This window comes from Dermabacter sp. HMSC08H10 (assembly GCF_001807585.1).
GTDB lineage: Bacteria > Actinomycetota > Actinomycetes > Actinomycetales > Dermabacteraceae > Dermabacter > Dermabacter hominis.
In genome coordinates this window covers 53,200-75,605 of sequence record NZ_KV789429.1, presented here as the reverse complement: position 1 = coordinate 75,605, position 22,406 = coordinate 53,200, and the positions used below count along the sequence as shown (strand labels likewise).

At 62.3% G+C, this 22,406-nt stretch carries 19 protein-coding genes and 2 pseudogenes; 11 read left to right on the top strand and 10 right to left on the bottom strand.

The features are described from left to right. Positions 1–5: 5 nt before the first annotated feature. The 3 genes from HMPREF3176_RS08500 to HMPREF3176_RS08490 all read right to left on the bottom strand — a co-directional run bounded on the left by HMPREF3176_RS08500 (position 6) and on the right by HMPREF3176_RS08490 (position 3,901). Positions 6–902, bottom strand: coding sequence for a sugar ABC transporter permease (locus tag HMPREF3176_RS08500; protein WP_034372689.1), 897 nt, complete (start codon positions 900–902; stop codon positions 6–8). A gap of 23 nt (positions 903–925) precedes the next feature. After that, on the bottom strand, positions 926–2,509 hold the full coding sequence (locus HMPREF3176_RS08495; protein ID WP_061211288.1) for an ABC transporter permease subunit: 1,584 nt from the start codon (positions 2,507–2,509) through the stop codon (positions 926–928). A gap of 117 nt (positions 2,510–2,626) precedes the next feature. Then, the gene (locus HMPREF3176_RS08490; RefSeq protein ID WP_061211289.1) at positions 2,627–3,901 is read right to left on the bottom strand and encodes a sugar ABC transporter substrate-binding protein; all 1,275 of its coding nucleotides are present in this window, start codon (positions 3,899–3,901) and stop codon (positions 2,627–2,629) included. 205 nt (positions 3,902–4,106) lie between these two features. Between HMPREF3176_RS08490 and HMPREF3176_RS08485 the strand changes: the two genes are divergently transcribed. Genes HMPREF3176_RS08485 through HMPREF3176_RS08475 form a run of 3 tightly spaced genes read left to right on the top strand, consistent with a single transcriptional unit; the run spans position 4,107 to position 7,011 of the window. Beyond that, a complete protein-coding gene (locus HMPREF3176_RS08485) occupies positions 4,107–5,108 on the top strand; it encodes a LacI family DNA-binding transcriptional regulator (protein WP_061211290.1) in 1,002 nt (333 codons plus the stop codon). A 5-nt stretch (positions 5,109–5,113) separates the two neighbouring features. Continuing rightward, entirely contained in the window at positions 5,114–6,214 is a 1,101-nt protein-coding gene (gene trpS, locus HMPREF3176_RS08480) for a tryptophan--tRNA ligase (RefSeq protein ID WP_210386463.1), read from the top strand. Between the two features lie 8 nt (positions 6,215–6,222). Then, the gene (locus tag HMPREF3176_RS08475; RefSeq protein WP_034372702.1) at positions 6,223–7,011 is read left to right on the top strand and encodes an SIR2 family NAD-dependent protein deacylase; all 789 of its coding nucleotides are present in this window, start codon (positions 6,223–6,225) and stop codon (positions 7,009–7,011) included. On the opposite strand, the gene HMPREF3176_RS08470 is transcribed toward HMPREF3176_RS08475, so the two are convergent. Beyond that, the gene (locus tag HMPREF3176_RS08470) at positions 7,008–7,568 is read right to left on the bottom strand and encodes a GNAT family N-acetyltransferase (RefSeq protein ID WP_246826715.1); all 561 of its coding nucleotides are present in this window, start codon (positions 7,566–7,568) and stop codon (positions 7,008–7,010) included. The genes HMPREF3176_RS08475 and HMPREF3176_RS08470 overlap by 4 nt on opposite strands. Before the next feature lie 159 nt (positions 7,569–7,727). On the opposite strand from HMPREF3176_RS08470, the gene gcvT reads away from it, so the two are divergent. The 5 genes from gcvT to HMPREF3176_RS08445 all read left to right on the top strand — a co-directional run bounded on the left by gcvT (position 7,728) and on the right by HMPREF3176_RS08445 (position 14,923). Next, on the top strand, positions 7,728–8,849 hold the full coding sequence (gene gcvT, locus HMPREF3176_RS08465; protein ID WP_070459765.1) for a glycine cleavage system aminomethyltransferase GcvT: 1,122 nt from the start codon (positions 7,728–7,730) through the stop codon (positions 8,847–8,849). A gap of 78 nt (positions 8,850–8,927) precedes the next feature. Then, positions 8,928–9,296, top strand: coding sequence for a glycine cleavage system protein GcvH (gene gcvH / locus HMPREF3176_RS08460; protein WP_016664294.1), 369 nt, complete (start codon positions 8,928–8,930; stop codon positions 9,294–9,296). 22 nt (positions 9,297–9,318) lie between these two features. Next, a complete protein-coding gene (gene gcvP / locus HMPREF3176_RS08455) occupies positions 9,319–12,312 on the top strand; it encodes an aminomethyl-transferring glycine dehydrogenase (protein ID WP_016664295.1) in 2,994 nt (997 codons plus the stop codon). 124 nt (positions 12,313–12,436) lie between these two features. Beyond that, positions 12,437–13,660 carry a cobalamin-independent methionine synthase II family protein gene (locus tag HMPREF3176_RS08450; protein ID WP_034372707.1) on the top strand — a complete coding sequence of 408 codons (1,224 nt, stop codon included), beginning with the start codon at positions 12,437–12,439 and terminating at the stop codon, positions 13,658–13,660. Between the two features lie 120 nt (positions 13,661–13,780). Further along, the gene (locus tag HMPREF3176_RS08445) at positions 13,781–14,923 is read left to right on the top strand and encodes a glycosyltransferase family 4 protein (RefSeq protein ID WP_070435325.1); all 1,143 of its coding nucleotides are present in this window, start codon (positions 13,781–13,783) and stop codon (positions 14,921–14,923) included. 21 nt (positions 14,924–14,944) lie between these two features. On the opposite strand, the gene HMPREF3176_RS08440 is transcribed toward HMPREF3176_RS08445, so the two are convergent. After that, positions 14,945–15,727, bottom strand: a complete 783-nt coding sequence (locus tag HMPREF3176_RS08440) for a type 1 glutamine amidotransferase (protein ID WP_070435326.1) — start codon at positions 15,725–15,727, stop codon at positions 14,945–14,947. 127 nt (positions 15,728–15,854) lie between these two features. Here HMPREF3176_RS08440 and HMPREF3176_RS08435 point away from each other — a divergent pair, with 127 nt between their 5' ends. Continuing rightward, positions 15,855–16,079 (top strand): hypothetical protein, encoded by a 225-nt coding sequence (locus HMPREF3176_RS08435; RefSeq protein WP_016664299.1) that lies wholly within the window; start codon positions 15,855–15,857, stop codon positions 16,077–16,079. Positions 16,080–16,146: 67 nt separating this feature from the next. Here HMPREF3176_RS08435 and HMPREF3176_RS10115 read toward each other — a convergent pair. The 3 genes and pseudogenes from HMPREF3176_RS10115 to deoD all read right to left on the bottom strand — a co-directional run. After that, positions 16,147–17,336: pseudogene (locus HMPREF3176_RS10115) on the bottom strand (IS3 family transposase); the annotation flags it as partial. Between the two features lie 15 nt (positions 17,337–17,351). Further along, positions 17,352–17,489: pseudogene (locus HMPREF3176_RS10710) on the bottom strand (helix-turn-helix domain-containing protein); the annotation flags it as partial. A 102-nt stretch (positions 17,490–17,591) separates the two neighbouring features. After that, positions 17,592–18,326 (bottom strand): purine-nucleoside phosphorylase, encoded by a 735-nt coding sequence (gene deoD / locus HMPREF3176_RS08420; RefSeq protein WP_034372715.1) that lies wholly within the window; start codon positions 18,324–18,326, stop codon positions 17,592–17,594. A gap of 29 nt (positions 18,327–18,355) precedes the next feature. Between deoD and HMPREF3176_RS08415 the strand changes: the two genes are divergently transcribed. Then, positions 18,356–19,648 carry an MFS transporter gene (locus HMPREF3176_RS08415; protein WP_034372718.1) on the top strand — a complete coding sequence of 431 codons (1,293 nt, stop codon included), beginning with the start codon at positions 18,356–18,358 and terminating at the stop codon, positions 19,646–19,648. 47 nt (positions 19,649–19,695) lie between these two features. Here HMPREF3176_RS08415 and HMPREF3176_RS08410 read toward each other — a convergent pair whose 3' ends face one another. After that, positions 19,696–20,316: an L-threonylcarbamoyladenylate synthase gene (locus tag HMPREF3176_RS08410; protein ID WP_034372720.1), complete on the bottom strand. Its 621-nt coding sequence runs from the start codon at positions 20,314–20,316 to the stop codon at positions 19,696–19,698. Positions 20,317–20,325: 9 nt separating this feature from the next. Next, a complete protein-coding gene (locus HMPREF3176_RS08405) occupies positions 20,326–21,735 on the bottom strand; it encodes an AMP-binding protein (protein WP_016664303.1) in 1,410 nt (469 codons plus the stop codon). A gap of 179 nt (positions 21,736–21,914) precedes the next feature. Between HMPREF3176_RS08405 and HMPREF3176_RS08400 the strand changes: the two genes are divergently transcribed. Next, a complete protein-coding gene (locus HMPREF3176_RS08400; protein ID WP_172620177.1) occupies positions 21,915–22,346 on the top strand; it encodes an RNA-binding S4 domain-containing protein in 432 nt (143 codons plus the stop codon). Positions 22,347–22,406: the final 60 nt, after the last annotated feature.

Below are 22,406 nucleotides of genomic sequence, written 5' to 3'. Positions count from 1 at the left end.
AGCGATCAGCCCTTCACTGCGCCGGCGGTCGAGCCACCCACGATGTACTTCTGAAGGAACTGGTATAGCGCGATCACCGGGACCATCGTCATGACCGCACCGGCCGCAAAAATGCCGAGGTTATTCGAGCGATCGCCCTGGAGCATGCCGTAGAGCCCCACCGCGAGGGTCTTTTTGCTGTCATCCGTGAGGAAGATCGAGCCGAGGAGGAAGTCGCTCATGACACCCACGAGGGATAGCACGAACGTCGTGGCGAGAATCGGCGTGAGGGTCGGCACGAGAATGCGCCAGAACACCTGCCAGTGGCTTGCGCCATCAATGATTGCGGCTTCGTCGAGTTCCTTCGGAACAGTGTCGAAGAAGCCCTTGATGAGCCACACCTGGCCGAGTGAACCGCCGAGCATCACGATGATGTAGCCCGGAAGCGAGTTGAGGCCAAGGAACGGAATCGCCTGACCGAGATCCGCGATCATCGTGTACACCGCAATCATCGAGAGGATCGCCGGGAACATCATGACGAGCAGGAGCGCGAGGAGACCTCCGCGGCGGCCCTTGAACCGCATTCGGCTGAAGGCATAGCTCGCAAGCAGCGACAGGAAGATCTGCGTGAACGAGACGACCGCGCAGACGATGACCGTATTCAGGGCCCACTGCAAGAAGTTTCCGCGTGCACCGCTCAGGAGGGTTTCGAAATGCACGAGGCTGAACTGCGTCGGGATCACCGAGGTCGAGCTGACCGTGCCGAGCGGGTTGAGCGACGCAGAGATCACGTAGAGGATCGGGATCGCCGCGAAAATCATCGCGGCAATACCCACGAGGTGACGCCACCCGATTTCGGCGCACCATCGGCCGAAGGGCATCTTGTTGGAACGCTCGAAGCCTTGAGGATTGTTCTTAGACATTGTTTTCTCCTACCTCGCGCGCCCTAGTTGAAGTCCTCGAGCACTCGCGTCGCGCGGAACTGCAGCGCGGCGAGAAGACCCGTGATGAAGAACAGTGCGACCGACACCGCCGAGGCGAAGCCGAAATCGGCGCCGGAACCGCCGAACGCGATGCGGTAAATCATCGAAATGAGAATGTCGGTTCCGCCGGCCGTGTATTCGCCCTGGCCGAACGGGCCGCCACCCGTAAGCAACTGGATCGCGTTGAAGTTATTGAAGTTGAACGCGAACGACGACACGAGCAGGGGCGCAACGGCGACGAGCAGAAGCGGGGCGATAACCCGAACCGTTGTCTGGAAGCGGCTCGCGCCATCGATGCGGGCGGCCTCCTTGATGTCCTCCGGAATCGACTGGAGAGCGCCCGTGCAAATGATGAACATGTAGGGAAAGCCCATCCAGAGGTTCGTGAGCAGCACCGCGACCTTCGCCATCGTCGGATCCCCGAGCCAGTTGATGTCGAGGTGGAGCAAGTTATTGATGAGGCCGAAGTCCTTGTTGTAGAAGTTCGACCAGATGAGCAGCGAGATGAAGCCTGGGACCGCGTACGGAAGGAGCAGGAAGGAGCGGTACAGTCGCTTGCCCTTGAGGCGGTCGTCGTTGAGGACGAGCGCGAGGAAAAGCCCCAAGATAAACGTCGTGGCGACGCTCAGGAATGCGAACGCGAGGGTCCACAGGAACACTTTGAAGAACTGCGCGCCGATCTTGCCATTCGTGAACAGGCGCGCGTAGTTATCGAGACCGACGCCTTGGAGCCAGCCCTGTGAGAGCGCCTGCCCCGTCTTGTCGCTGACGAACTTCTCGCTGCTTCCGACCTTCTTGATCGACCAGGTCTCGCCCGTTTCGGAATTCGTGATCGTGTCGGACGCCTCGTCATAGCGCATGACCTTCGTACCCTCGAAGGCCATCGTCGGAGTGAGCAGGCGGATCGCCTCTGTATCGCTCTTTTCAACGGCGATCTCGAGGACCTTCTTTCCTGCCTGGTTGATCTCCTTGTTTGTGAGGATCTGGACGCCCTTGCCGGCCTCAACGACGCGTTTATTCTCGACTTTGACGTCGGCCGGATCGACCTTCTCAAGCGGCTGCTCGGTGCTTCCGTGGAAGATCTCTCCCGTTTCTGGATTCACGAGATACAGCTCGAACGGGCCGTCGGCGGCGGTGCCGGTCGTCGCAACGCTCGCGTTGAAGCGCGTCGACCCTTCCACTTCTTTCACCGAATTGCCGGTGATCGAAGCGATCGCCTGTTCCTTCGTGCCGCGCGTGCCGTCACCGTAGTTCGTGAACGAGTAGTTCACGGTGAGGAGGATCGGCGTAATGAGGAAGATCAGAAGGAAGAACGTTCCCGGGAAGATGTACTTCGCGGGGATGAAGCGTTTAGTCGAGTAGATGCAGAAAATCGCGATCGTGACGACGATGGTGATCGCGAGCCACATCCACAGCTTGAGGCCGATCAGCACGGGCACAAGCCAGCACGCGGTTGCGAGCACCGCGCCGAGGAAAACGATTTTGAGGATAAGGGGCAAGAGCGACGTGGAGCGTTCCTTGAACGCGGGCGCATCCGTTGCGGTCATGGGCGTGGACCCTTCCTAAAGGGGCGAAGTAAGGGGTCACGCGCGCGGACAAGGCGGCGGCCGAAGCCGTGCGCCCTGCTCGCGCGCGTGACTATCACGGGAGATCGTTCGTGGGGATCAGATCTGCGACTTGATCTGTTCGCCTGCGGACTCCATGGCGTCCTTGGGGTCGGCGCCCTTGATGATGTTGGCCTGGGCGATTCCGAGCGGCTGCCACACAGCGGCCATGGCGGGGATCGCGGGCATCGGCAGCGCCTTCGAGGCGAACTCAGCGTTCTTGATCATGTCGGGATGCTCGCCCGCGAGCTTCTCCTGAATTTCCTTGTTGACCGGGGGAAGCGGGTTGATCGGGAACATTTCCTCGATCACGGTCGAATCCTCGGCGATGGACTGGATGAAGGTCTGGGCGTTGACCGCGTTCTTACCGTTGGCGGCAACGAAGAAGAGGTTGACACCAGCGAACGGCTCGGCCGGGTTCATGCCTTCGAAGCCGGGAATCGCACTCATCGTGTAGTCCATACCGGCCTTCTGGATGTCTGCGAGTGCCCAGGGGCCCGAGATGAGGTAGGCGGCTTTGCCGTCGGTAAAGCGCGCGATCGAGTTCTCGCCGGTGATCGAGGTCTTGAGAACGCCCTGCTCACCGAGTTCCTTGAGCTTCTCGCCGGCAGCGATCGAGCCTTCCTTGCCCACGCCGATATCCGAGGGATCCGGGTCGCCCTCGGCGGTCTTACCGAAGAGGTAGCCGCCGCCCGAGGTGTAAAGAGGCTCCATGTGGTAGGCGTCGCCTTCTTCGCCGATCGGAAGGGAGAGGATGTCCTCGGCGCCCGAGGCCTTGCCGGCTTCAACGAGTTCCTCGATGGTCTTCGGTTCGGGAACGTCCGTGAGGGCATTGTTCGAGTAGAGGACGAGGGTTTCGACGGCGTAGGGGAGGCCGTACACCTGGCCCTCGTACGTGGCGGCCTTCATGCCGATTTCGTCGATGGCTTCGGTTGCCTTCGCGCTCAGCTGAACCGGGGTGATGGCGGAGTTCTGGATGAGGTTACCGATCCAGTCGTGGGCCGCGAGGATCATGTCGGGGCCATTGCCGGCCTGGTTCGCGGTGATGAAGTTCGCCTGCGGGTCGGTCGCCACGATCTGCACGGCAACGGTCATACCGTTTGCCTCGCCCCACTTGGCTGCGGCGTCCTTGAGGGAGTTGGCCTTCTTCTCATCGGTCCAGATGACGAGGTCGGCGTCGGCACGTTCTGGGGCCTTGGACTTATCGCCACTCGCGCCGCCGTCCGAGGCGCCCGAGGAGTTCGAGCCCGATTTGTCGCCGCCACATGCGGCGAGGGCAGTAGCGCCGATGGTTGCTGCGCTTGCAGCGAGGAAAGTCTTGCGGCGAATCTTCACCGTGTTCTCCTTTGAAATGGTGGACCCGCGTAGGCGCGGGGCGACGGGGGTGTGTCGTGCTTTCACCGTAGCGTGAAAGCGAAAGTTGTGCAAAAATAGCAGAAAGATCGCAAGAAACTTGCAGTTCGATAATTCAGCTCGCGCGCATGGTTTACCAATGTGGACGCCGCTCCACGCGCGACACTTTTGGCCCTGGAGGGACCGTATGGCGAAGGTGCGACTCATCGATATAGCGCGCAAAGCGCACGTGAGTGAAGCAACCGTGTCGCGCGTCCTTGCGGGCAAACCCGGTGTCAACGCTGCAACTCGCGACAAGGTTCTTTCAGTCGCGCGCCTGCTCGGTCGCACCGACGGTGCAATCGATGACGCGGCGCCTCTCGTAGGCCTTGTCATGCCCAACATGGAAAACCCGATCTTCCCGCTCTTTCTCGAGCGCCTCGAAGCTGAGGCCTACGCCGCGGACCTCGAGACTCTCGTGAGCATCAACGCGCGAAGCGAGGCGCAAGAAGCCGCCTCCATGGAGCGCCTCATACGCGCCGGCGCGCGGGGGGTCGTTCTTGTCTCGGGTCAGCACGCGCACGATGAAACGAGCATCGATCACTACATCGCGTGCGCCGAACGCGGCATCAAGCTCTGCCTCATTAACGGGGTGCGGCCCGGGCTAGACGCGAGTTTCATCAGCACCGATGATTCGAAAGCGGTCTTTCTCGCGCTCGAGCACTTGCGGCACCTCGGTCACGTGCGCGTGGGCCTCGCGGTTGGCGACGAGCACTCGTGGCCGGTACGCGGCAAGGTTGCGGCGTTCGAGGAGCACTGGCCCCACGAGTTCGGATGCGTCGCCTACACCGATTTTTCGTTTGCGGGTGGTTACCAGGCCGCACTTGAGCTCTACGACCAAGGATGCACGGCCATGGTGTGCGGGAGTGATCAAATGGCGCTCGGGGCAATCGCAGCGATTCGTGATCTTGGGCTCCAAGTGCCCGCGGACATGTCGGTCGTGGGGTACGACGATATTCCGCTCGCGGCGCACCATACTCCCGCGCTTACAACAATTCGCCAACCGGTGCCGGCCATCGCGCGTACCGCCATACGAAGCGTGAGCAGTGCAACGGGGGAGTCGAGGCAAGCCCCTCGCGCCGTCTACGTTGTGCGTCCCGAGCTCGTGGTTCGGCAAACCACCTCACCGCCCGCGAACACGATAGGCTAAAAGGCGTGAACACCACCGACTCTGCCCCCACGACCCATATTGCCGACATTCCCAATAAGACCTACGAGGCGGCGCTCAAGCGCAACGCTCAGGTTGAGGAACAGCTCGCGAAGGACCCGTCGGTCTTTCGCATGCTCACCGGAGATCGCCCCACGGGTGCTCTGCATATCGGCCACTATTTCGGCACGCTCAAGAACAGGGTTCGCCTTCAGCAACAGGGGGTAGAGACCTGGATCCTCGTCGCTGATTACCAGGTGATTACGGATCGTGACGTCGCGGGGGATATCAAGGGCTCGGTGCGCGAGCTCCTCACCGACTACCTCGCTGCGGGCATCGATCCTGAGCGCGCAACGATCTTCGCGCATTCGGGTGTTCCCGAACTCAACCAGCTCATGCTCCCGTTTCTCTCGCTCGTGACGCAGCCGGAACTCGAGCGCAATCCCACCGTGAAGTCGGAGATGCAGGCTGCGGGCAAGAGCGCGATGGGCGGCTTGCTGCTCACGTACCCCGTCCACCAGGCGGCAGACATCCTTTTCTGCCACGGCAATCTCGTTCCGGTTGGCAAGGATCAACTCCCGCACATCGAACAGACCCGCCTCATCGCGCGACGCTTCAATGAGCGCTTCGCCGGCGGCGAAAAGTACTTCCCGGAGCCTGATGCGCTGCTCTCGAAGGCCGCTGTGATTCTCGGCCTCGACGGCGACAAGATGTCGAAGTCTCGTGGGAACACGGTCATGCTCAAGATGACCGCCGCGGAAACGGCGAAGAAGATTAAGAAGGCCAAGACTGACTCGGAGCGCCTCATCACGTTCGATCCCGACAATCGCCCCGAGGTTTCGAACCTTCTCACCATTACTGCTGAATGCACCGGCCGTTCGCCGGAGGACATCGCCGAGGAGATCGGTGATAAGGGTGCGGGGACACTCAAGGTGATGTGCGCCGATGCCCTCAATGCTCATCTCGAACCGGTGCGGGCGCGTCGCGCCGAGCTCGAGGCGAATCCCGACTACCTCTTCGAGGTGCTGCGCGCGGGCACGGAGCGTGCGCGCGAGCAGGCGGTCCAAACCCTCGATGAGGTCCGCGACCGCATGGGCATGCGCTACTGAGTGCGCGCGTGAGAAATCGTTCGTTCGAGCTTCGACCCCATCATGAGCGGGTCGTCGCGCTGACCGGTGCCGGGCTGAGTGCTGCGGCCGGGCTTGCGACGTTCCGCGGGCCGGGTGGGATCTGGGAGGAAAACCCCGATCTCGAGGCGGCAATGGACGTCAGTCGTCTTCCGGGAAATGTGCCGATCCTGTGGCGCGTGTGGGGGAGCGTGTTTGAGCGGGCGCTCATCGCTGGGCCGACCCCCGGGCATAGAGCTCTCGCAGCGCTCGACGCAACGATTCTGACTCAGAACGTCGACGGGCTGCACCAGTTCGCCGGTTCGCACGATGTTGCCGAACTGCACGGAAGCGCGGCGGAGGCTGTGTGCCTCAACCCGGAGTGCACGTGGCGCGCGCAACTCGCCGTGCGCCTCGATCCCGAGCGTGATCCTTCCGATCCCGAGCATTACGGGGTGCCGCGCGACTGCCCCGTGTGCGGGGCTCTCATGCGTCCCGACATCGTCCTTTTCGGCGAGATGCTCCCGAGCGGAGTGCTCGAGTATTCGGAAAACGCGGCGCGTAACTGCGACGTGTTCCTCGCCGTCGGTACGTCGAACACGGTTGCCCCGGCATCGCTGCTCGCGCCGCTTGCGCGCGCTTCGGGTGCGGTGACCGTGTGTATCAACCCGTACGCGGACTCGGACCGCCTCGCGGGTGTGTTCGACTATGTGGTGCGGGAAGACGCCCACACGGTGCTCGCGCGCTGGGCGGAACACCGCGGGCGCGAGAGGCGCAACCCGTTCCTCGACCCGTTTTAGGGCGTGGGGATCTCGGGTGCGGTGACGGAGGTCCGACACTCGCCCGGCTCGGCTTGCAGCGGGTATTCCATGAGGAGCTGCTGGCTCCCGAATTCTTCGAGTCCGCGGCGTACGCGGAAGCCGATCTTTTTGAGCTGTTCTACCGAGCGCTTGTTCGATGTTTGAACAACGGCAATCATGACGGGTTCGTCGAGGGTGTCTCTAGCGAACTCGATGACGCGCCTGACAGCTTCGCGCGCGTATCCGTGACCGACGAATTCGGGCAGGAGCGCGTAGGTGATTTCGAGTTCGTCGCGGTCGTAGTTCAGGTTGACGATACCGAGCATCTGATCCGTAGCGCCGTGCGCAATGATCCAGGCGCCCCACGTGTTCCCGAGCGGGGAAAGTTCGAGAGCCTGGCGCGAGCCGAAATTCACGGCTCCGCCGAGGTATCGGCTCGCCGAGGGATCGGTCATGAGTCGCACGTAGTCGTCCCGGTCTGCCTCTCCGGGTTCCCGGATATGAAGTCGTTCGGTGCGTAGCCGAACTGGCCAATAGGGTTCGTGTTCGCGTCTCACGCCCACTACTTTAACTGTGACGCCTGAGACATTTCGAGGTGCGCTCGCGATGCGGGGCACCGCGTGTTTTGGTCGTGTTCATGTCACTGCAACCCGGACACCCCGCGACGACGCGGGATACACCGCGCGAATATCGCGCAAGAAAGGGCAGGAAACCCGATGGCCGAGCTCATCAACAGCCCACTGTTCGCCGTTCACGAGCGCGAGGGCGCCTCGTTCACCGATTTTGCGGGCTGGAATATGCCCGTGCGCTACACCTCGGATCTCGCCGAGCACGCCGCCGTGCGCGAGCGCGCCGGCCAGTTCGATCTCTCGCACATGGGCGAGGTGTTCTTTACGGGCCCAGAGGCTGGCGAAGCGCTTGACTATGCGCTTGCGGGCAAGATCAGTTCGCTTGAGGTGGGGCGCGCGAAGTACTCGCTCTTGCTGAGCGAGGAAGGCGGCATCATCGATGACCTGATCGTCTACCGCCTCGCAGAGGATCGCTTCCTCACCGTCCCGAACGCGGGAAATCGTCTCGTCGACGCCGCCGCTCTCAAGGAACGCGCCGAGCGTTTCGACCTCGAGGTCACCGATCGCAGTGAGGAGATCGCGCTCGTTGCGGTTCAGGGCCCGAAATCCGCGGAAATCGTGCGCGGCTTTGCTGAACGCGAAGGCATCGAGGTGGATCTCGATGCTCTCGATGCTCTCAAGTACTACCGCATTCTTGCGGGAACCTACGAGGGCGAGGAGATCCTTTTTGCCCGCACCGGTTACACGGGCGAGGACGGCTTCGAAATCTACGTTCCGAACGCCCTGGGTGTGAAGACGTGGGAGGCCATTGCTGGCGTTGGCGGCGAGAACATCCAGTCGTGCGGGCTCGCGTGCCGCGACACGCTCCGTCTCGAAGCCGGCATGCCCCTTTATGGCCACGAGCTGAGCCTCGATATCGTCCCGGCACAGGCGGGCCTTCGCCGCGTGGTCGCTTTCAAGTCGAAAGGCGATTTCGTCGGGCGCGAAGCCCTCGAGGGCAAGGATTTTTCGGATCGCCGAGTGCTCGTGGGGCTCAAGGCCGACGGTCGCCGCGCCGGCCGCGCGGGCTACGTTCTTCACGATGAGAACGGCACGGAGGTAGGGGAGCTGACCTCGGGCGCGCTTGCACCGACTCTCGGTTACCCGATTGCGCTTGCTTACGTTGAGCCTCACCTCTCGAACGAAGGTCAGGAACTGTCGATTGATGTGCGTGGCAAGGCACTGCCCGCCACCGTCGTATCTCTCCCGTTTTACTCGCGCGCCAAGTGACGCGTGGGGCTGCCTACCAGGAGGCGGCCCGTAGGATTTTCACGAAGGTACGCTTCACACACTCTGAAAGGAACAAAGATGTCGGATCTGAAGTACAGCAAGGACCACGAATGGGTGCGCGAGGAAGGCGACGGCACCGCAACGATCGGCGTGACCGACTTCGCTGCTGACCAGCTCGGCGACGTTGTCTACGTCGACCTGCCCTCCGTCGGTGAAGAAATTGAGGCCGGCACCGAGATGGGCGAGATCGAGTCGACGAAGTCGGTCTCGGATCTTTTTGCCCCGCTATCCGGCGAGGTCACCGAGGTGAACGAGGACGTCGTCGAAAGCCCCGAGAAGGTCAACGACGATCCCTTCGGCGAAGCATGGCTCATCAAGGTCAAGGTCACCGATATCCCCGATGATCTGCTCTCGGCCGAGGAATACAGCGAACTGACCAGCAAGTAAATATTTGAGGAGTTTCCCGTTCATGTCTGAACACCACAGCAACGTCGCTGTCGATAATTCGGCGATCGACGGTCTTCATTCGTTCGTTCGTCGGCATGTCGGCACTGCGAGCGAGGACCAGAAGAGAATGCTCGAGGCACTAGGCCTCGACTCGCTCGGTGCACTTCTTGAGAAGGCCGTGCCGGGCACGATCCTTCTCGACGAAGGGCTGGATTCTCTGCTTCCCGAAGGCGCGAGCGAAGCCGAGGCTCTCGAGGAGCTTCGCGCTCTTGCGAAGAAAAACACCGTGAAGCGCTCGCTTATCGGCCACGGGTACTACGGCACGTACACGCCCTCGGTCATTCAGCGAAACATCCTCGAGAACCCAGCTTGGTATACGGCGTACACGCCGTACCAGCCTGAGATCTCGCAGGGCCGACTCGAGGCGCTGCTCAACTATCAGACCATGATCGGGGACCTCACGGGCCTCGAGATCGCAAACTCGTCGATGCTCGATGAGGCCACGGCGGCTGCCGAGGCAATGCTTCTTGCGCGCCGCGCGGCCCGCGGCAATAAGTCGAATGTGTTCCTCGTGGACACCGACGTGTTGCCGTCGACCCGCGCTGTTCTCGGCGGCCGTGCCGAGGCCGTTGGCATTGAACTGAAGGATGTCGATTTCGCGAACGATGGCGCTCCGTCGGGCGAGTACTTCGGCGCGCTTGTGCAGTACCCGGGCGCTTCGGGTCGCGTGTGGGATCCTCGCGACGTGATTGCCGCGGTTCAGGCCAACAAGGCGAAGGCAATCGTGGCCGCGGATCTGCTCGCGCTCACGCTCCTTGCCTCACCCGGCGAGCTCGGCGCGGATGTTGCGGTGGGTAACTCCCAGCGCTTCGGCGTTCCGCTCGGCTTCGGTGGGCCGCACGCCGGCTACATGGCGGTCTCGAAGGGGCTTGAGCGGCAGATTCCCGGCCGACTCGTGGGTATCTCCCTCGATGCGGAGGGCAACCCCGCGTATCGCCTCGCCCTCCAGACTCGTGAGCAGCACATTCGCCGCGAGAAGGCAACGAGCAATATCTGCACGGCGCAGGTCCTGCTCGCTGTTATGGCGTCGATGTACGCCGTGTACCACGGCCCCGAAGGCCTCAAGCAGATTGCTAGCGAGGTCGCTGGCCGCACCGCCGCACTCGCTGCGTGGCTCACATCGAACGGTTTCCAGCTCAAGCACGAGACGTTCTTCGACACCCTTGAAGTGACCGTCAACGGCAAGGCTGAGGACATTGCTCGGGCCTTCGACGACCGAGGCATCCTCGTCGCTCATCCCGATGCGGACACTGTCCACATCAGCCTCGACGAGACTGTCACGCCGAGCGCGCTTTCGGAGATCATCGAGGTATTTTCGGAGTTCTCGCCCTCGCACGTCGGCGACGTGGCTTTTGACGAATGGGCTCAGCCCGGTGAGACCTGGGGCGAACTCGCGCGCACGTCCTCGTTCCTCGAGGCGCCCGTGTTCAACTCGTTCCGCTCGGAGACCGCGATGATGCGTTACCTGCGCCGTCTCGCCGATAAGGACTACGCTCTCGATCGCGGCATGATCCCGCTCGGTTCGTGCACGATGAAGCTCAATGCCGCGACCGAAATGGCCGCAGTTACGTGGCCCGAGTTCAACGCGATCCACCCGTCCGCGCCCGCAAGCGACGTTCAAGGCTACGTCGAGCTCATTACTCAGCTCGAAACCTGGCTCGCCGACGTCACAGGCTACGACACCGTGTCGCTTCAGCCGAACGCTGGTTCGCAGGGCGAGTACGCGGGTCTTCTCGCGATCCGCGCCTACCACGCGAGCCGCGGCGAATCCGCCCGCACCGTGTGCCTCGTGCCGAGCTCGGCCCACGGCACAAACGCCGCTTCCGCGGTCCTCGCGGGCCTGCGCGTCGTCGTTGTTGCGAGCGACGCTAACGGCAACGTGGATCTCGACGACCTCAAGCAGAAGATCAAGGATCACGCCGATGAACTCGCGTGCATCATGATCACGTACCCGTCGACCCACGGCGTGTACGAGTCCGAAGTCCGTACGATCACGCAGCTCGTGCACGATGCTGGCGGGCAGGTGTACGTTGATGGCGCAAACCTCAACGCGCTGCTCGAAGTGGCGAAGCCGGGCGAATTCGGCGGCGACGTCTCGCACTTGAATCTGCACAAGACGTTCTGCATTCCGCACGGCGGTGGCGGGCCCGGCGTCGGCCCCGTTGCGGCGAAGGCCCACCTCGCACCGTTCCTGCCGGGGCACCCGGACATGCAAAATGCGGAGCACCCCGTCATTGGCGGTGCGGATCGCGCCCACGGCGGCGCACCTGTGTCGCAGGCACCGTACGGTTCCCCGTCGATCCTGCCCATCCCGTGGACCTACATCCGCCTCATGGGCGCGAAGGGGCTGCGCCACGCGACCGCATCGGCCGTGCTTGCCGCAAACTACATGGCAAAGCGGCTCAGCGAGAAGTTCGAAATCCTCTACCGCGGGGAGAACGGGCTCGTGGCGCACGAGTGCATCGTGGATCTGCGCCCCTTCACCGACCGTACGGGTATCACCGTCGATGATGTCGCGAAGCGTCTCATTGACTACGGTTTCCACGCTCCGACCATGAGCTTCCCCGTTGCGGGCACCCTCATGATCGAGCCGACCGAATCGGAAGACCTGTGGGAGATCGAGCGCTTCATCCTCGCTATGCACCGGATCGCGGACGAAGCCGAAAAGGTTGTGTCGGGCGAGTGGCCGAAGGACGACAACCCGCTCGTCAACGCCCCGCACACCGCGTATTCGGTTGCGCGCGAGGACTGGGATCATCCCTACTCGCGTGACGAAGCCGTGTACCCGGGTGTGAATGCCGCGAGCGAAGCGGGCTATGACCCTGACTTCCACATGACAAAGCAGATGCAGTACCAGGCGAAGTACTGGCCGCCGGTCAGGCGCATCGACCAGGCATACGGTGACCGCAATCTCGTGTGCTCGTGCCAGCCGCTTGACGCCTACGAACAGGGCTAATAGCGCAGCCTAAGGGTGGGGTGTTCCTTCGGGAGCGCCCCACCTTTGCGTTGGTCTTGGGAAACATGAACGAGCGTGAACTGGAGTTTGGCCACGCCGTTGCGAATCTCGTAGGTTGATGGCCATGACAGAGATACTCACCACACACGCGGGCTCGCTCCCGCGCACCCAAGAACTGATCGACGCGAACTACAACAGGGAGCTTGAGGCCGACGGCTTCACCCCAAAGAAATCGCCTGAGTTTGAACGCATTCTCGCGGACGCGGTCGATGGCGTCGTGGCCCGCCAGAAGGAGATCGGTATTTCCGTGCCGGGCGATGGCGAGTACGGCAAGGCGATGGGCTCAGCCGTGAATTACGGCTCCTGGTGGTCATACATCTACGACCGCACCGAGGGGCTCGAGCTCACGGGGACCGATTTCTTCAATGCAAAACCGCAGCGCAGCGAGCCCGGCAAGATTGTCTTGACGAGCTTCGACGATCGCCGCGACCGCAGCCTTTTCCCTGGAGCGTACGCCGATCCCATTACCGGTGTTCCCACGACCAACGACAAGCCCGAAACGTTCATCATTCCTGCTGCCACCGGGCCGGTTGCCTTCTCCGAACTCGGTAAGGACCTGTGCGCCAACGACATTCGAAACTTCTCGCACGCACTTGAGAAGTCGGGGTATGAAAAGGGCTACCTTTCGACCCTGTCGCCGGGCTCGGGCGCCAGAATTCACGACGAATACTACGGTGATCCGGATGCGTTCCTCGACGCGTGGGTGGAGGTGATGCGCCCCGAGTACAAGGCCATCACCGACGCCGGCATCCAGATCCAGATCGATGACCCTTCGCTTGCCGAGAACTTCGACCAGATCAACCCTGAGCCGAGCGTTGAGGACTACCTCGCGTTCACGAAGAAGCGCGTCGATGCCATCAACCGTGCGATCGATGGAATCCCTCGCGAGCTCGTGCGCCTGCACACGTGCTGGGGTTCGTGGCACGGGCCGCACGTGACGGACTTCGAGTTCAAGTATCTCGCCGAGCTCATGCTCGAGGTTAACGCGAAGTACTACTCGTTCGAAGCGGCGAATGTGCGCCACGAGCACGAGTGGGTTGTCTGGAAGGACGTCACGCTGCCCGAGGATCGCGTGATCGTTCCCGGCATCGTCTCGCACTCGACGAACGTCGTGGAGCATCCCGAGCTCGTGGCGCAGCGCATCGAGCGCTTTGCGGACATCGTGGGCCCCGAGCGTGTGATTGCGTCGACCGACTGTGGTCTTGGCGGCCGCATCCACCCGGAGATCGCATGGGCGAAGCTCGAGTCCCTCGTGGAGGGCGCGGGCATCGCCTCGGCGAAGTACTGAGGTCATCCGCGACCAGCCGCGAAAGTGACGGGGGCGTGACGCGTAGCGTTCACGCCCCCGTCACATTGGGGACACGTGTCTTTATCGTGGGCGTTGCTCCGAGGCTGCACAATCGGAAGCGTGAAAATCCTCGTAGTTGCCGAATCGTTCCTTCCCCATATGAACGGCGTGACCAACTCCGTTCTTCGCGTCGTCGAGTGCTTCGCTCTCTCCGGCCACGAGGTGCGGATTGTCGCCCCCGGCGCGCCCGGTATCCCGAATGAATTGACGTTCGGCGCGGAGCGCGTGCCAATCATCCCCGTGCTGTCGATACCCATGATGGGCTACGGCCAGGTGCGCATGAGTGCGACGACCAACTACCGCATTCGCTCGATCATCGACGATTTTCATCCCGATGTCGTCCATCTTGCCTGCCCTGCCCTGCTCGGCAACGCAGCGTCGAAGGCCGCCGTCAAAAGAGGTATCCCAACGGTTGCGATCTACCAAACTGACCTTCCTGGCTACACGCGCAAGTACGGGGCGCCAGTTCTCGAGGAAGCGATGTGGATGTTCCTCCGCGACATCCATAACCGCTGCGAGGTGAATCTTGCACCGTCGTCAAGCACGCGCAATCAGATCGTCGAGCACGGCATCGAACGCGTGCAGATCTGGCGCCGTGGGGTCGACACTTCGCAGTTCTCGCCCTCGCGGCGCAGCGACGAGCTTCGCGAGCGCCTCGCCCCGAATGGGGAAAAGCTCGTGGTGTACGTCGGGCGCCTTGCAGCCGAGAAGCAGGTCGAGGACCTCGCCGTGCTTGAATCGCTTCCCAACGTTCGCCTCGTGATCGTTGGCGAAGGGCCCCTCGAGGCAGAGCTTCGCGCGGCCATGCCGGGCGCGTATTTCGCGGGGTTCAAGAAGGGCGCCGAGCTTGCGGAGATTGTGGCTACGTGCGACCTGTTTGTGCACACGGGAGAGCTCGAAACTTTCTGCCAGACGATCCAGGAGGCGATGGCTTCTGGGCTGCCGGCGATAGCCCCCCGCTCTGGCGGCCCCATCGACCTCATCGACCATTCGCGTACGGGCTGGCTGTACACGCCCGGCAAGCTCGATGAGCTTCGTGCCTACGTCGAGGACCTCCTCGGGGACGATGCGAAACGCGAGCATTTCGCTGCGGCCGCTCAGGACTCGGTGCGCCAGCGCACGTGGCCGGTTCTCGCCGAACAGCTCCTTGGCTTCTATCGCGAAGCTGCGCGCGTGCATGAGGCGTCAACGCAAGCCGCGTAACCTTCCATCGCGCGGCCGCTCCTAGTGGCGGGCTGGCTGTACAAGGCGGAGGAAAGCTTCGAGTAGCCGCAAGGCGCCGTCGGAACCGTGCATTCCCTGGGCGCTCGCGCGCCACTGTTCAATCTCGCGCGCGAAGGAATCGCGTTCTCGTTCGGCGGGCGTGAGTGCGCTCGTAGCGGCCCAGCGCGTCGCAATTGCGGGCGTGACCTCGGGGTGGAACTGCACACCCCATGCCGCCTCGCCAGCCCGGAAGGCTTCGAGGCGGCCCTCGCTGTCGAGGGCGAGGGGAACGATGGGCGCGCCACCGGGAGTGGTTGTGGGGAGTGCGGAGACTTCGTCCTTGTGCCACTGGAATGCGCGGAACACCGTCCCGGTTTCGTGAAGCTCGGCACGGGAGAACAGGGGATCGGTGGCGGCAGCTGGCTGCGCTATTACGGTGCAGAGCCCGACGGCAGGCTCCGGCCTGCGGGTAATCGCACTGCCTAGTGCGGCTCCGAGAAGTTCCTCGCCGAGGCAAATTCCAAAGAGCGGAAATGTGGTCTCGACAGCGTCAAGACAGAGTTTTCGGCACGGTGCGAGCCATTTGTAGCGATCGTCCTCGAGCGGGCCCGGGCCACCGCCGAGGATGATGAGACCGCGGGACGTGGAGGCGATGCTCGAGAGGGACGGCAGTGCTTCGCCCCGGTAGGGTCGAATAACGTTGAGCGTGAGGCCCGCGGCACGCGCGAGCGGTTCGAGCATGCCCGGTGGGCAGTCGTCCTCGTGTTGAATGACGGTGAGCGCTCGGCGTGTGTTTTTCTCCATGTCCCCGTTATACAGGAGACGGACTCGCCGCGAAGCACTTGGAGGACTTTCGTCCATCGTTTAGACTGAGGTCGCGGCGGCCGCTTGCGGCGGCCGACATTCCTACCCGACCATCATGGAGAAAAGCGTGACCCAGCACAATAACGCCGCGGCAAGCAACGAAACCTCGCAGGGCTACAGCCTCGGCTTTTCGATTCTCCTCACCGCGGTCGTGTTCGTGCTTTTTGCTGGCGGCCTTTACGTTATGAGCCTCTACACGATTGCGCCGATCTGGTTCGTCGTTGGGCTTGCCATGTCGATTGTCGCGCTCTTTCTCGCGTTCGATATCGTCCCGCGCTTCTTCATGAAGTAGAACAGCAGCGATAGCAAAAGGCCCCGGCGCGGTTGAACTGGCCCCCGAAAGTTGGACTGGTTTAACTTTAGGCGGTTAGGGCTTCAAGGGCCTGATCTCGATATTGCATCGGGGTCAGGCCCTTGAGCCGTTGTTGGATGCGTTCAGTGTTGTACCACTGAATGTACTCGTCGATCGCCTGGTTGAACGCTGCGACGGTGTCGAAGATTTCTCCGTGGTACATCTCGGTTTTCAAGTGCCCGAAGAAATTCTCCATGACCGCGTTGTCGTAACAGTTGCCTTTACGGGACATCGACTGAACACCACCGTTGTCATGAATGAGGTTGCGCCAGGACGAATGCTGGTACTGGAAGCCTTGATCGGTGTGGATCATCCAGCCAGGTTCAGGTGCACACGTTTTAATCGTCTGAGTTAAAGAATCAGCGGTAAACGTTGTCGACGGCGATGTAGCCACGGTGTGGGCAACGATTGAACGGTCGAACAGGTCCATCACCGGTGACAGGTAGACCTTGCGGCCTTGGACCCTGAACTCGGTGACGTCGCTGGCAAAGACGGTATTTGGCTTATCTGGGGTGAACTTGCGGTCAAGGGTGTTGTCGGCAATGTGGCTGATCGTCCTGCTGTAGGAAACATACGGCCTGCGCTGGCGGACTTTGGCTCGAAGCCCCATCTCGCGCATGAGTTTGTAGACGAGCTTGTGGTTGACCACCCACCCCTGGTTGCGCAGGTCAAGTAGCACTCGTCGGTAGCCGTAGCGATGCTTGTTACGCTCGAAGCTTTCCCGGATCGCGTCTTTGAGCGCAGCGTGCTTATCCGGCTCGCTGAGTCGTTTTTGGTGGTAGAAGAACGTCGATCTCGGCATGCCTGCCGCATCCAAAAGGTCTTGCAGGCGATGCTGTGACTTGAGGATGACAATCGCCTGGACTTTCAGGCGCGTCCCTGATTCCTCAAGTCCCGCAATTTTTTTAGATAGGCGTTTTCCGCTTCCAACCGTGCGATCTGGCGTCGCAGCTTCTCTTCCTGCGAGAGCGGCTTCGGTGCGACAGCGCCTTTGGGTCTGCCCTTCGGCTTCGGTTTTAGTGCCTCATCGCCACCTTGACGCCATTTCCACGACCACGCTCTGACTAGCTGCTCTGATGACAGGCCAAATTCGCGCGCAAGATCCATCGCTGTCTCACCAGCACGGTGGCGCTCGGCAACTTCCTTCTTGATTTCGAACGAATACTGCTGGTTAGTTGGTTTCTCCACAAGACATAGCCTGCCATGCAGCTTAAACCGACGACAGAGCTTACGGACGGCGTATTTGGAGACACCAAGAGCATTCGCAGCGGCTTGATAGCTCATGCCTTGCTCAAAAAGTTCAACCAACTGCTCGCGCTGATGCTCACTCAGCGAACTTCGTGCTCTCAACGAAAACTACTCCCCACTAGTTGGTAACTGATTTCTCAGTCCAACTAATGGGGAGCAGTTCAGGTCGCCGAGGCCTTTTCGTTGCGAAGAAGCAGGAGCGAGCTATTGCGCACGCTTCTTATCTGCGCTTTTATCGAGGGCCACAACGGCCTCGAGAGCCATGACGATCATCGAGTCGAACGTCTCCTGGCGCTCTTGAGCGCTCGTCTCTTCACCCGTGAGCAGATGGTCGGAAATCGTGCACACGGATAGTGCCTTGCGGCCGAACTGCGCGGCGAGCGTGTACAGCCCAGCGGTTTCCATCTCGACTCCAAGCACGCCGTAGTTGGCGAGGGTTTGGGTGATCGGATTCGGGTTGTAGAACTGGTCGGCGGAGAACAGACCGCCAACGCGATAGGGGAGTTCTTGCGCTTCGGCAGCCTCCACCGTGAGGCGAAGGAGTTCGAAGTCGGCCGCGGGGGCGTAGGTGACGTCACCGAAACGCGCGCGGTTCATGGCCGAATCCGTGCTGGCGGTGCTCGCGATCACGACGTCGCGCACCTTGACCTCCGGCGCCATACCGCCCGCGGTGCCCACGCGGATGATGGCCTGGACGTCGTAGTCGTTCATGAGCTCGTGCGCGTAGATCGCCATCGACGGCTGGCCCATGCCTGAGCCCTGCACGCTCACACGCACGCCCTTGTATGTGCCCGTGTAGCCGAGCATGCCGCGCACTTCGTTATAGAGCTTCGCATCGTCAAGGAAGGTTTCTGCGATCCACCTCGCGCGATAGGGGTCACCGGGGAAGAGGACGTAGGGCGCGATCGCGCCTTCGGGGGCATTAATATGAGTAGACATGCCTTAAGCCTACGGTGTTTGGAGATGGGATGCCCGAAACTTTTCTGCCAGATCGTGAAGCCGTCCGCGCAAGGTGGGCGGTCTCGCTTGTGTTTCTCCTCAATGGCGTGAGTTTCTGTGCGATCCTCCCGCGCTACCCGGAGATAGTGCGGCAGCTGGGCATCAATAACGCGGAACTTGGACTCGCCGTCGGTCTCGGACCGCTCGGCGGCCTCGCTTTTGGCTTGCTCGCCGCGCCGATTATGAAGCGGCTCGGATCCGGGAAGACCGCGGTGATCTTTCAGATCCTGGCCTCGAGCGCGCACGTGCTCATCTATCTCGCTCCGAGCTGGGGCATGCTCGCGCTCGGCTTCGTGCTCGCGATGAGCTTCGACGCCATTACGGATATTTCGCAGAACGCTCACGGGATGAGGGTCGAGCGCCGCTATCGCCGCTCGATCATCAACAGCTTTCACGGATTTTGGTCCCTCGGTGCTGTGCTCGGGGGCGTGATCGGCTCCGCGTGCGCGCAATTCGGCGTCCCGCTCGCCTGGCAAGGCTGGGGCGGGCTCGTCGTGTTTGGTGCCATCGCGATTGCGAACTTCCCGTTCCTGCTCAAAGGTTCCGACGCCTCCGAGCGCGTCAAAGAGGTCTCGTCTCCAAGCGCCTCCTCCGCGAACGAAGCCCCGGCGGACCTCATGGGGGAGACGAGCGGTGACACCCTCCTCGAAAGCACCACGCCACAACGCGGGAAGCTCGGTGCGCTCGCGCTCCTCGGCGCGCTCGGCATGGTTCTGGTATTTGCCGGCTCGACCGAGGACGCGGGGAGCACATGGGGCGCGCTCTTCATGACCCACACCTTCGATGCTTCGCCGTTCGTCGCGGGGCTCGCTTTCGTCGCCCTCCAAGGTGCGCAGATGGTAGGTCGATTCGTGGGAGACCCGATCGTCGATGCGTGGGGCGACCGAAAAACGGCACGCGTCGGTGCGATAATTTCGTTCGTGGGTATGGGCCTCATGCTCGTGTGGCCAAATGCCGTGACGGCGGTCGTCGGCTTCGCCGCGGCCGGCTGGGGCGTCGCGACTCTCTTCCCGGCTGTCTTCCGTGCGGGCGACAATATTGAAGATTTCGGTCACGGGGTCGGCATCACCGTTGTCGGGTGGTTCGCGCGCATCGGGTTCCTTCTCGCCCCACCGATCGTGGGCTGGCTCGCCGATCTTTTCACGCTGCGCTATGCCCTCGCACTCGTGCCCCTCTACGCGATCGGAATCTTCATCTTCGCCGGTGCCCTCGAGGACCTGACAAAGGCCGATAAGCGCGTGAAGGCCGCGGCCGCATCGTAGGCCCGGCAAACGTCGGACCGCCCCACGCCCCTCGAGCCCGCTCCTGTTTATTCGAACGCGCGTGTGTCGCCCGCACCCTCGCGCAGAACGCGCGGGACATCGCCCGTGAGGTCAATGATGCTTGTGGGCTCTGTGCCCGTGACCTCCCCGTCGATAATCGCGGGAATGAGGTGGCCGAGGCGATCCTCGACGACCCATGATTCCGTGAGCACGGAGCTCTCGCCGGGCATGATGAGGCTCGAACTCATGAGAGGCTCCCCGAGTGCCTCAACGATCGCGCGCGCCACCACGTGATCGGGAATGCGCGCCCCAACCGTGTGCTTCTTCGGGTGGAGCATGCGGCGCGGGAGCTCCTTCGTCGCCGGCATGATGAACGTGTACGGGCCCGGGGTATGCGCGCGCAGCAAGCGGTAGTTGGGATTCGAAATGCGCACGTAGGTGCCCAGCTGGCCAAACTCGCTGCACATGACCGTAAAGTGGTGGTCTTTGCCGGTGTGGCGAATCGTGCGGATCTGCTCTAACGCCTCGTGGGCACCGATGCGGCAGCCGAGCGCGTACCCCGAATCGGTGGGGTACGCGATGAGCTCACCGTCCTTTAGCCGCTCAACAACCTGGTCGAGCAGGCGCTGCTGTGGAGTGACGGGGTGAATCGAAATGAGGCGTGCCATGACCCCATGTTAGTGCGGCGGCGCGGGAGCGAGCGTGACGTAGCCGTCAGCGTCAATCGAGGCGAGCGAAGTGGTCAGCACCCAGCCGTCCGCGCTGAGCACGGCCGTGCTTTCATCGGGCTTCTTCCAATACCCGTGGAACACCTGAGGTCCTTTGATCATGAGCTTGCCGACGGTTCCCGGGCCCACGACGCGCCTGCGGTCATTTAGATCCACGACCCGCACCTCGATCGAGGGGAGCGGTGTCCCCACGGTGTGCTCGCGCCCCTCTTCCGCGGTGCGCAAATACACGGTCACGCCAGCTTCAGCGCCGCTGTAACCGACCATGAGCGGCCAGCCAAGGTCCCGTGCCCAATCCCGAAAACTCGGTGCGTGGTCACGGCTCACGGGACTCAACGCGAGCCTCAATGTGAGGGACCGGCCTGTCGTGCGGGCATGCTCGGCGAGGAAGCGGAAGACCTCGGTATCGCCGGAGATCACCTCGGGAGGGTGCTTCTTGAGAGCGCGCATGAGGCCGGCGCGGTCGAACCGCGGGAAGAGAATCGTGTGCCGACCGTAAAAAAGGCTGGTCGTGAGAGTATCGGCGATCCCGATCACCGAGTGCAGCGGCCACAGCGCGTAGCCGGTCTCGGTCCCGGCCGGCGCCGTCTCGAGATACTCCAGGGACTGGTGCGCGAGCGCCGTGAGATTGTCGTGGGTGAGCATCGCCCCGAGCGAGCTGGCCCGCGTGTGCCCTTCGTACACGATGGCCGCGAGGTCACGCGGGCTCGGATAGGGGTAGTCGTCAGGAAGCGGCGCTGAGCCCAGCAGGTCCTTGAAGCGCGTGCGCGTGCAGAAAGTGAGGGGAAGCTGCGCGGGGCTTTTCGACGGCGACGCAACCCGCATGACTCCCTTGCCGCCCGCTTTCGCAATCTCTGCGAGTGCCCCCGTAAGGGTGAGCCGACGCGGGGCAGTCTTCGGAAGCTCCGGCGCTTGGACGGTGATGACGGTTTTTGGTCGCGCGTGCTGGTCGAGACCCGCGAGCGCATTGAGACGATACTCGGCGATGATGACCGCGACCGGCGTGTAATCGGCAAATTCCCGGCTCAGGCGCATCATCGGTTCGCGATCGGAGTGCTGCACGGCGATCGCTCCGATCCGAAGGACCGCGTGGAACGCCACGACGGCTTCAATGCTCATAGGCAGGACGATCGCGACGCGGTCGCCCGCACGGATTCCCGAATCCAAGAGTCCCTGCGCAAGGCATCGAATGCGGCGGCCAAGCTGCCCATAGCTCACGCGGGTTCCGCTCATCTCGATAGCCGTGCGTGAACGGAAATGCGAAATGGCAAAATCGAGAAGTTCCGAGGCATTCAAGGGGAGGGGATGTGCGCTCGCCTCGGAAGCCGGATCGATGACGTACGACCGTGCCGCGGGCATGAGCGCCTCCTCTCCGGGATCCTGTGTGGGGCGTGCGAGATTCGCCCCTGCATCTGACGTGTGCAGTCTAAGGAGCGAACCTGCATATTCACCCGAGACACCCGGGGTGCTTCATGGGTGGAGTAGCGAAGTCGCACGTGGTTGCGCTATGAGCAAGCCGAGTGTGCGAAAGTAGCACCGTGAATGAGAACAAGCAGGCGGGAGCCGTGAGCGTGCGCCTTGATACGTGGCTGCACGCGGTGCGGCTATTTAAAACGCGCTCCCTCGCCGCGAGCGCGATCAGAGCCTCGCACGTGCGCGTCGATGGTGAGGTCGTGAAGCCGAGCTTCCGCTTGAGCGTGGGCAGCACGGTTGCCATACGCCACCCCGGCTACACGAACGAGTACGTCGTCACACAATTGCTTTCAAAGAGAGTTGGTGCGCCACTTGCCCGCGAGGCCTACACCGACATCTCCGTTCCGCCGCCCCCGCAGCTCTTCGCGGCGCCGCCGCGGCGTGAGCGTGGGACTGGCCGCCCCACGAAAAAGGAACGCCGAGCGCTCGACCGCCTGCGCGGCCGCGAATCGCAAAACGGCAGGTGGACGACCATTTTCGACAATGATGAAAGTTGAGCGGAATAGACTCAACTTTGGTGGCGTTGCATAGAGCGTAAGCGTGAGAACGAGGAAGGC

Excerpts from the sequence above, each read along its gene's own strand:
- gcvP (WP_016664295.1), top strand. The coding sequence starts at position 9,319 with ATGTCTGAACACCACAGCAACGTCGCTGTCGATAATTCGGCGATCGAC.
- HMPREF3176_RS08485 (WP_061211290.1), top strand. The coding sequence starts at position 4,107 with ATGGCGAAGGTGCGACTCATCGATATAGCGCGCAAAGCGCACGTGAGT.
- HMPREF3176_RS08450 (WP_034372707.1), top strand. The coding sequence starts at position 12,437 with ATGACAGAGATACTCACCACACACGCGGGCTCGCTCCCGCGCACCCAA.
- HMPREF3176_RS08500 (WP_034372689.1), bottom strand. The coding sequence starts at position 902 with ATGTCTAAGAACAATCCTCAAGGCTTCGAGCGTTCCAACAAGATGCCC.
- deoD (WP_034372715.1), bottom strand. The coding sequence starts at position 18,326 with ATGTCTACTCATATTAATGCCCCCGAAGGCGCGATCGCGCCCTACGTC.
- HMPREF3176_RS08415 (WP_034372718.1), top strand. The coding sequence starts at position 18,356 with ATGCCCGAAACTTTTCTGCCAGATCGTGAAGCCGTCCGCGCAAGGTGG.
- HMPREF3176_RS08410 (WP_034372720.1), bottom strand. The coding sequence starts at position 20,316 with ATGGCACGCCTCATTTCGATTCACCCCGTCACTCCACAGCAGCGCCTG.
- HMPREF3176_RS08440 (WP_070435326.1), bottom strand. The coding sequence starts at position 15,727 with ATGGAGAAAAACACACGCCGAGCGCTCACCGTCATTCAACACGAGGAC.
- gcvH (WP_016664294.1), top strand. The coding sequence starts at position 8,928 with ATGTCGGATCTGAAGTACAGCAAGGACCACGAATGGGTGCGCGAGGAA.
- HMPREF3176_RS08495 (WP_061211288.1), bottom strand. The coding sequence starts at position 2,509 with ATGACCGCAACGGATGCGCCCGCGTTCAAGGAACGCTCCACGTCGCTC.
- HMPREF3176_RS08405 (WP_016664303.1), bottom strand. The coding sequence starts at position 21,735 with ATGCCCGCGGCACGGTCGTACGTCATCGATCCGGCTTCCGAGGCGAGC.
- gcvT (WP_070459765.1), top strand. The coding sequence starts at position 7,728 with ATGGCCGAGCTCATCAACAGCCCACTGTTCGCCGTTCACGAGCGCGAG.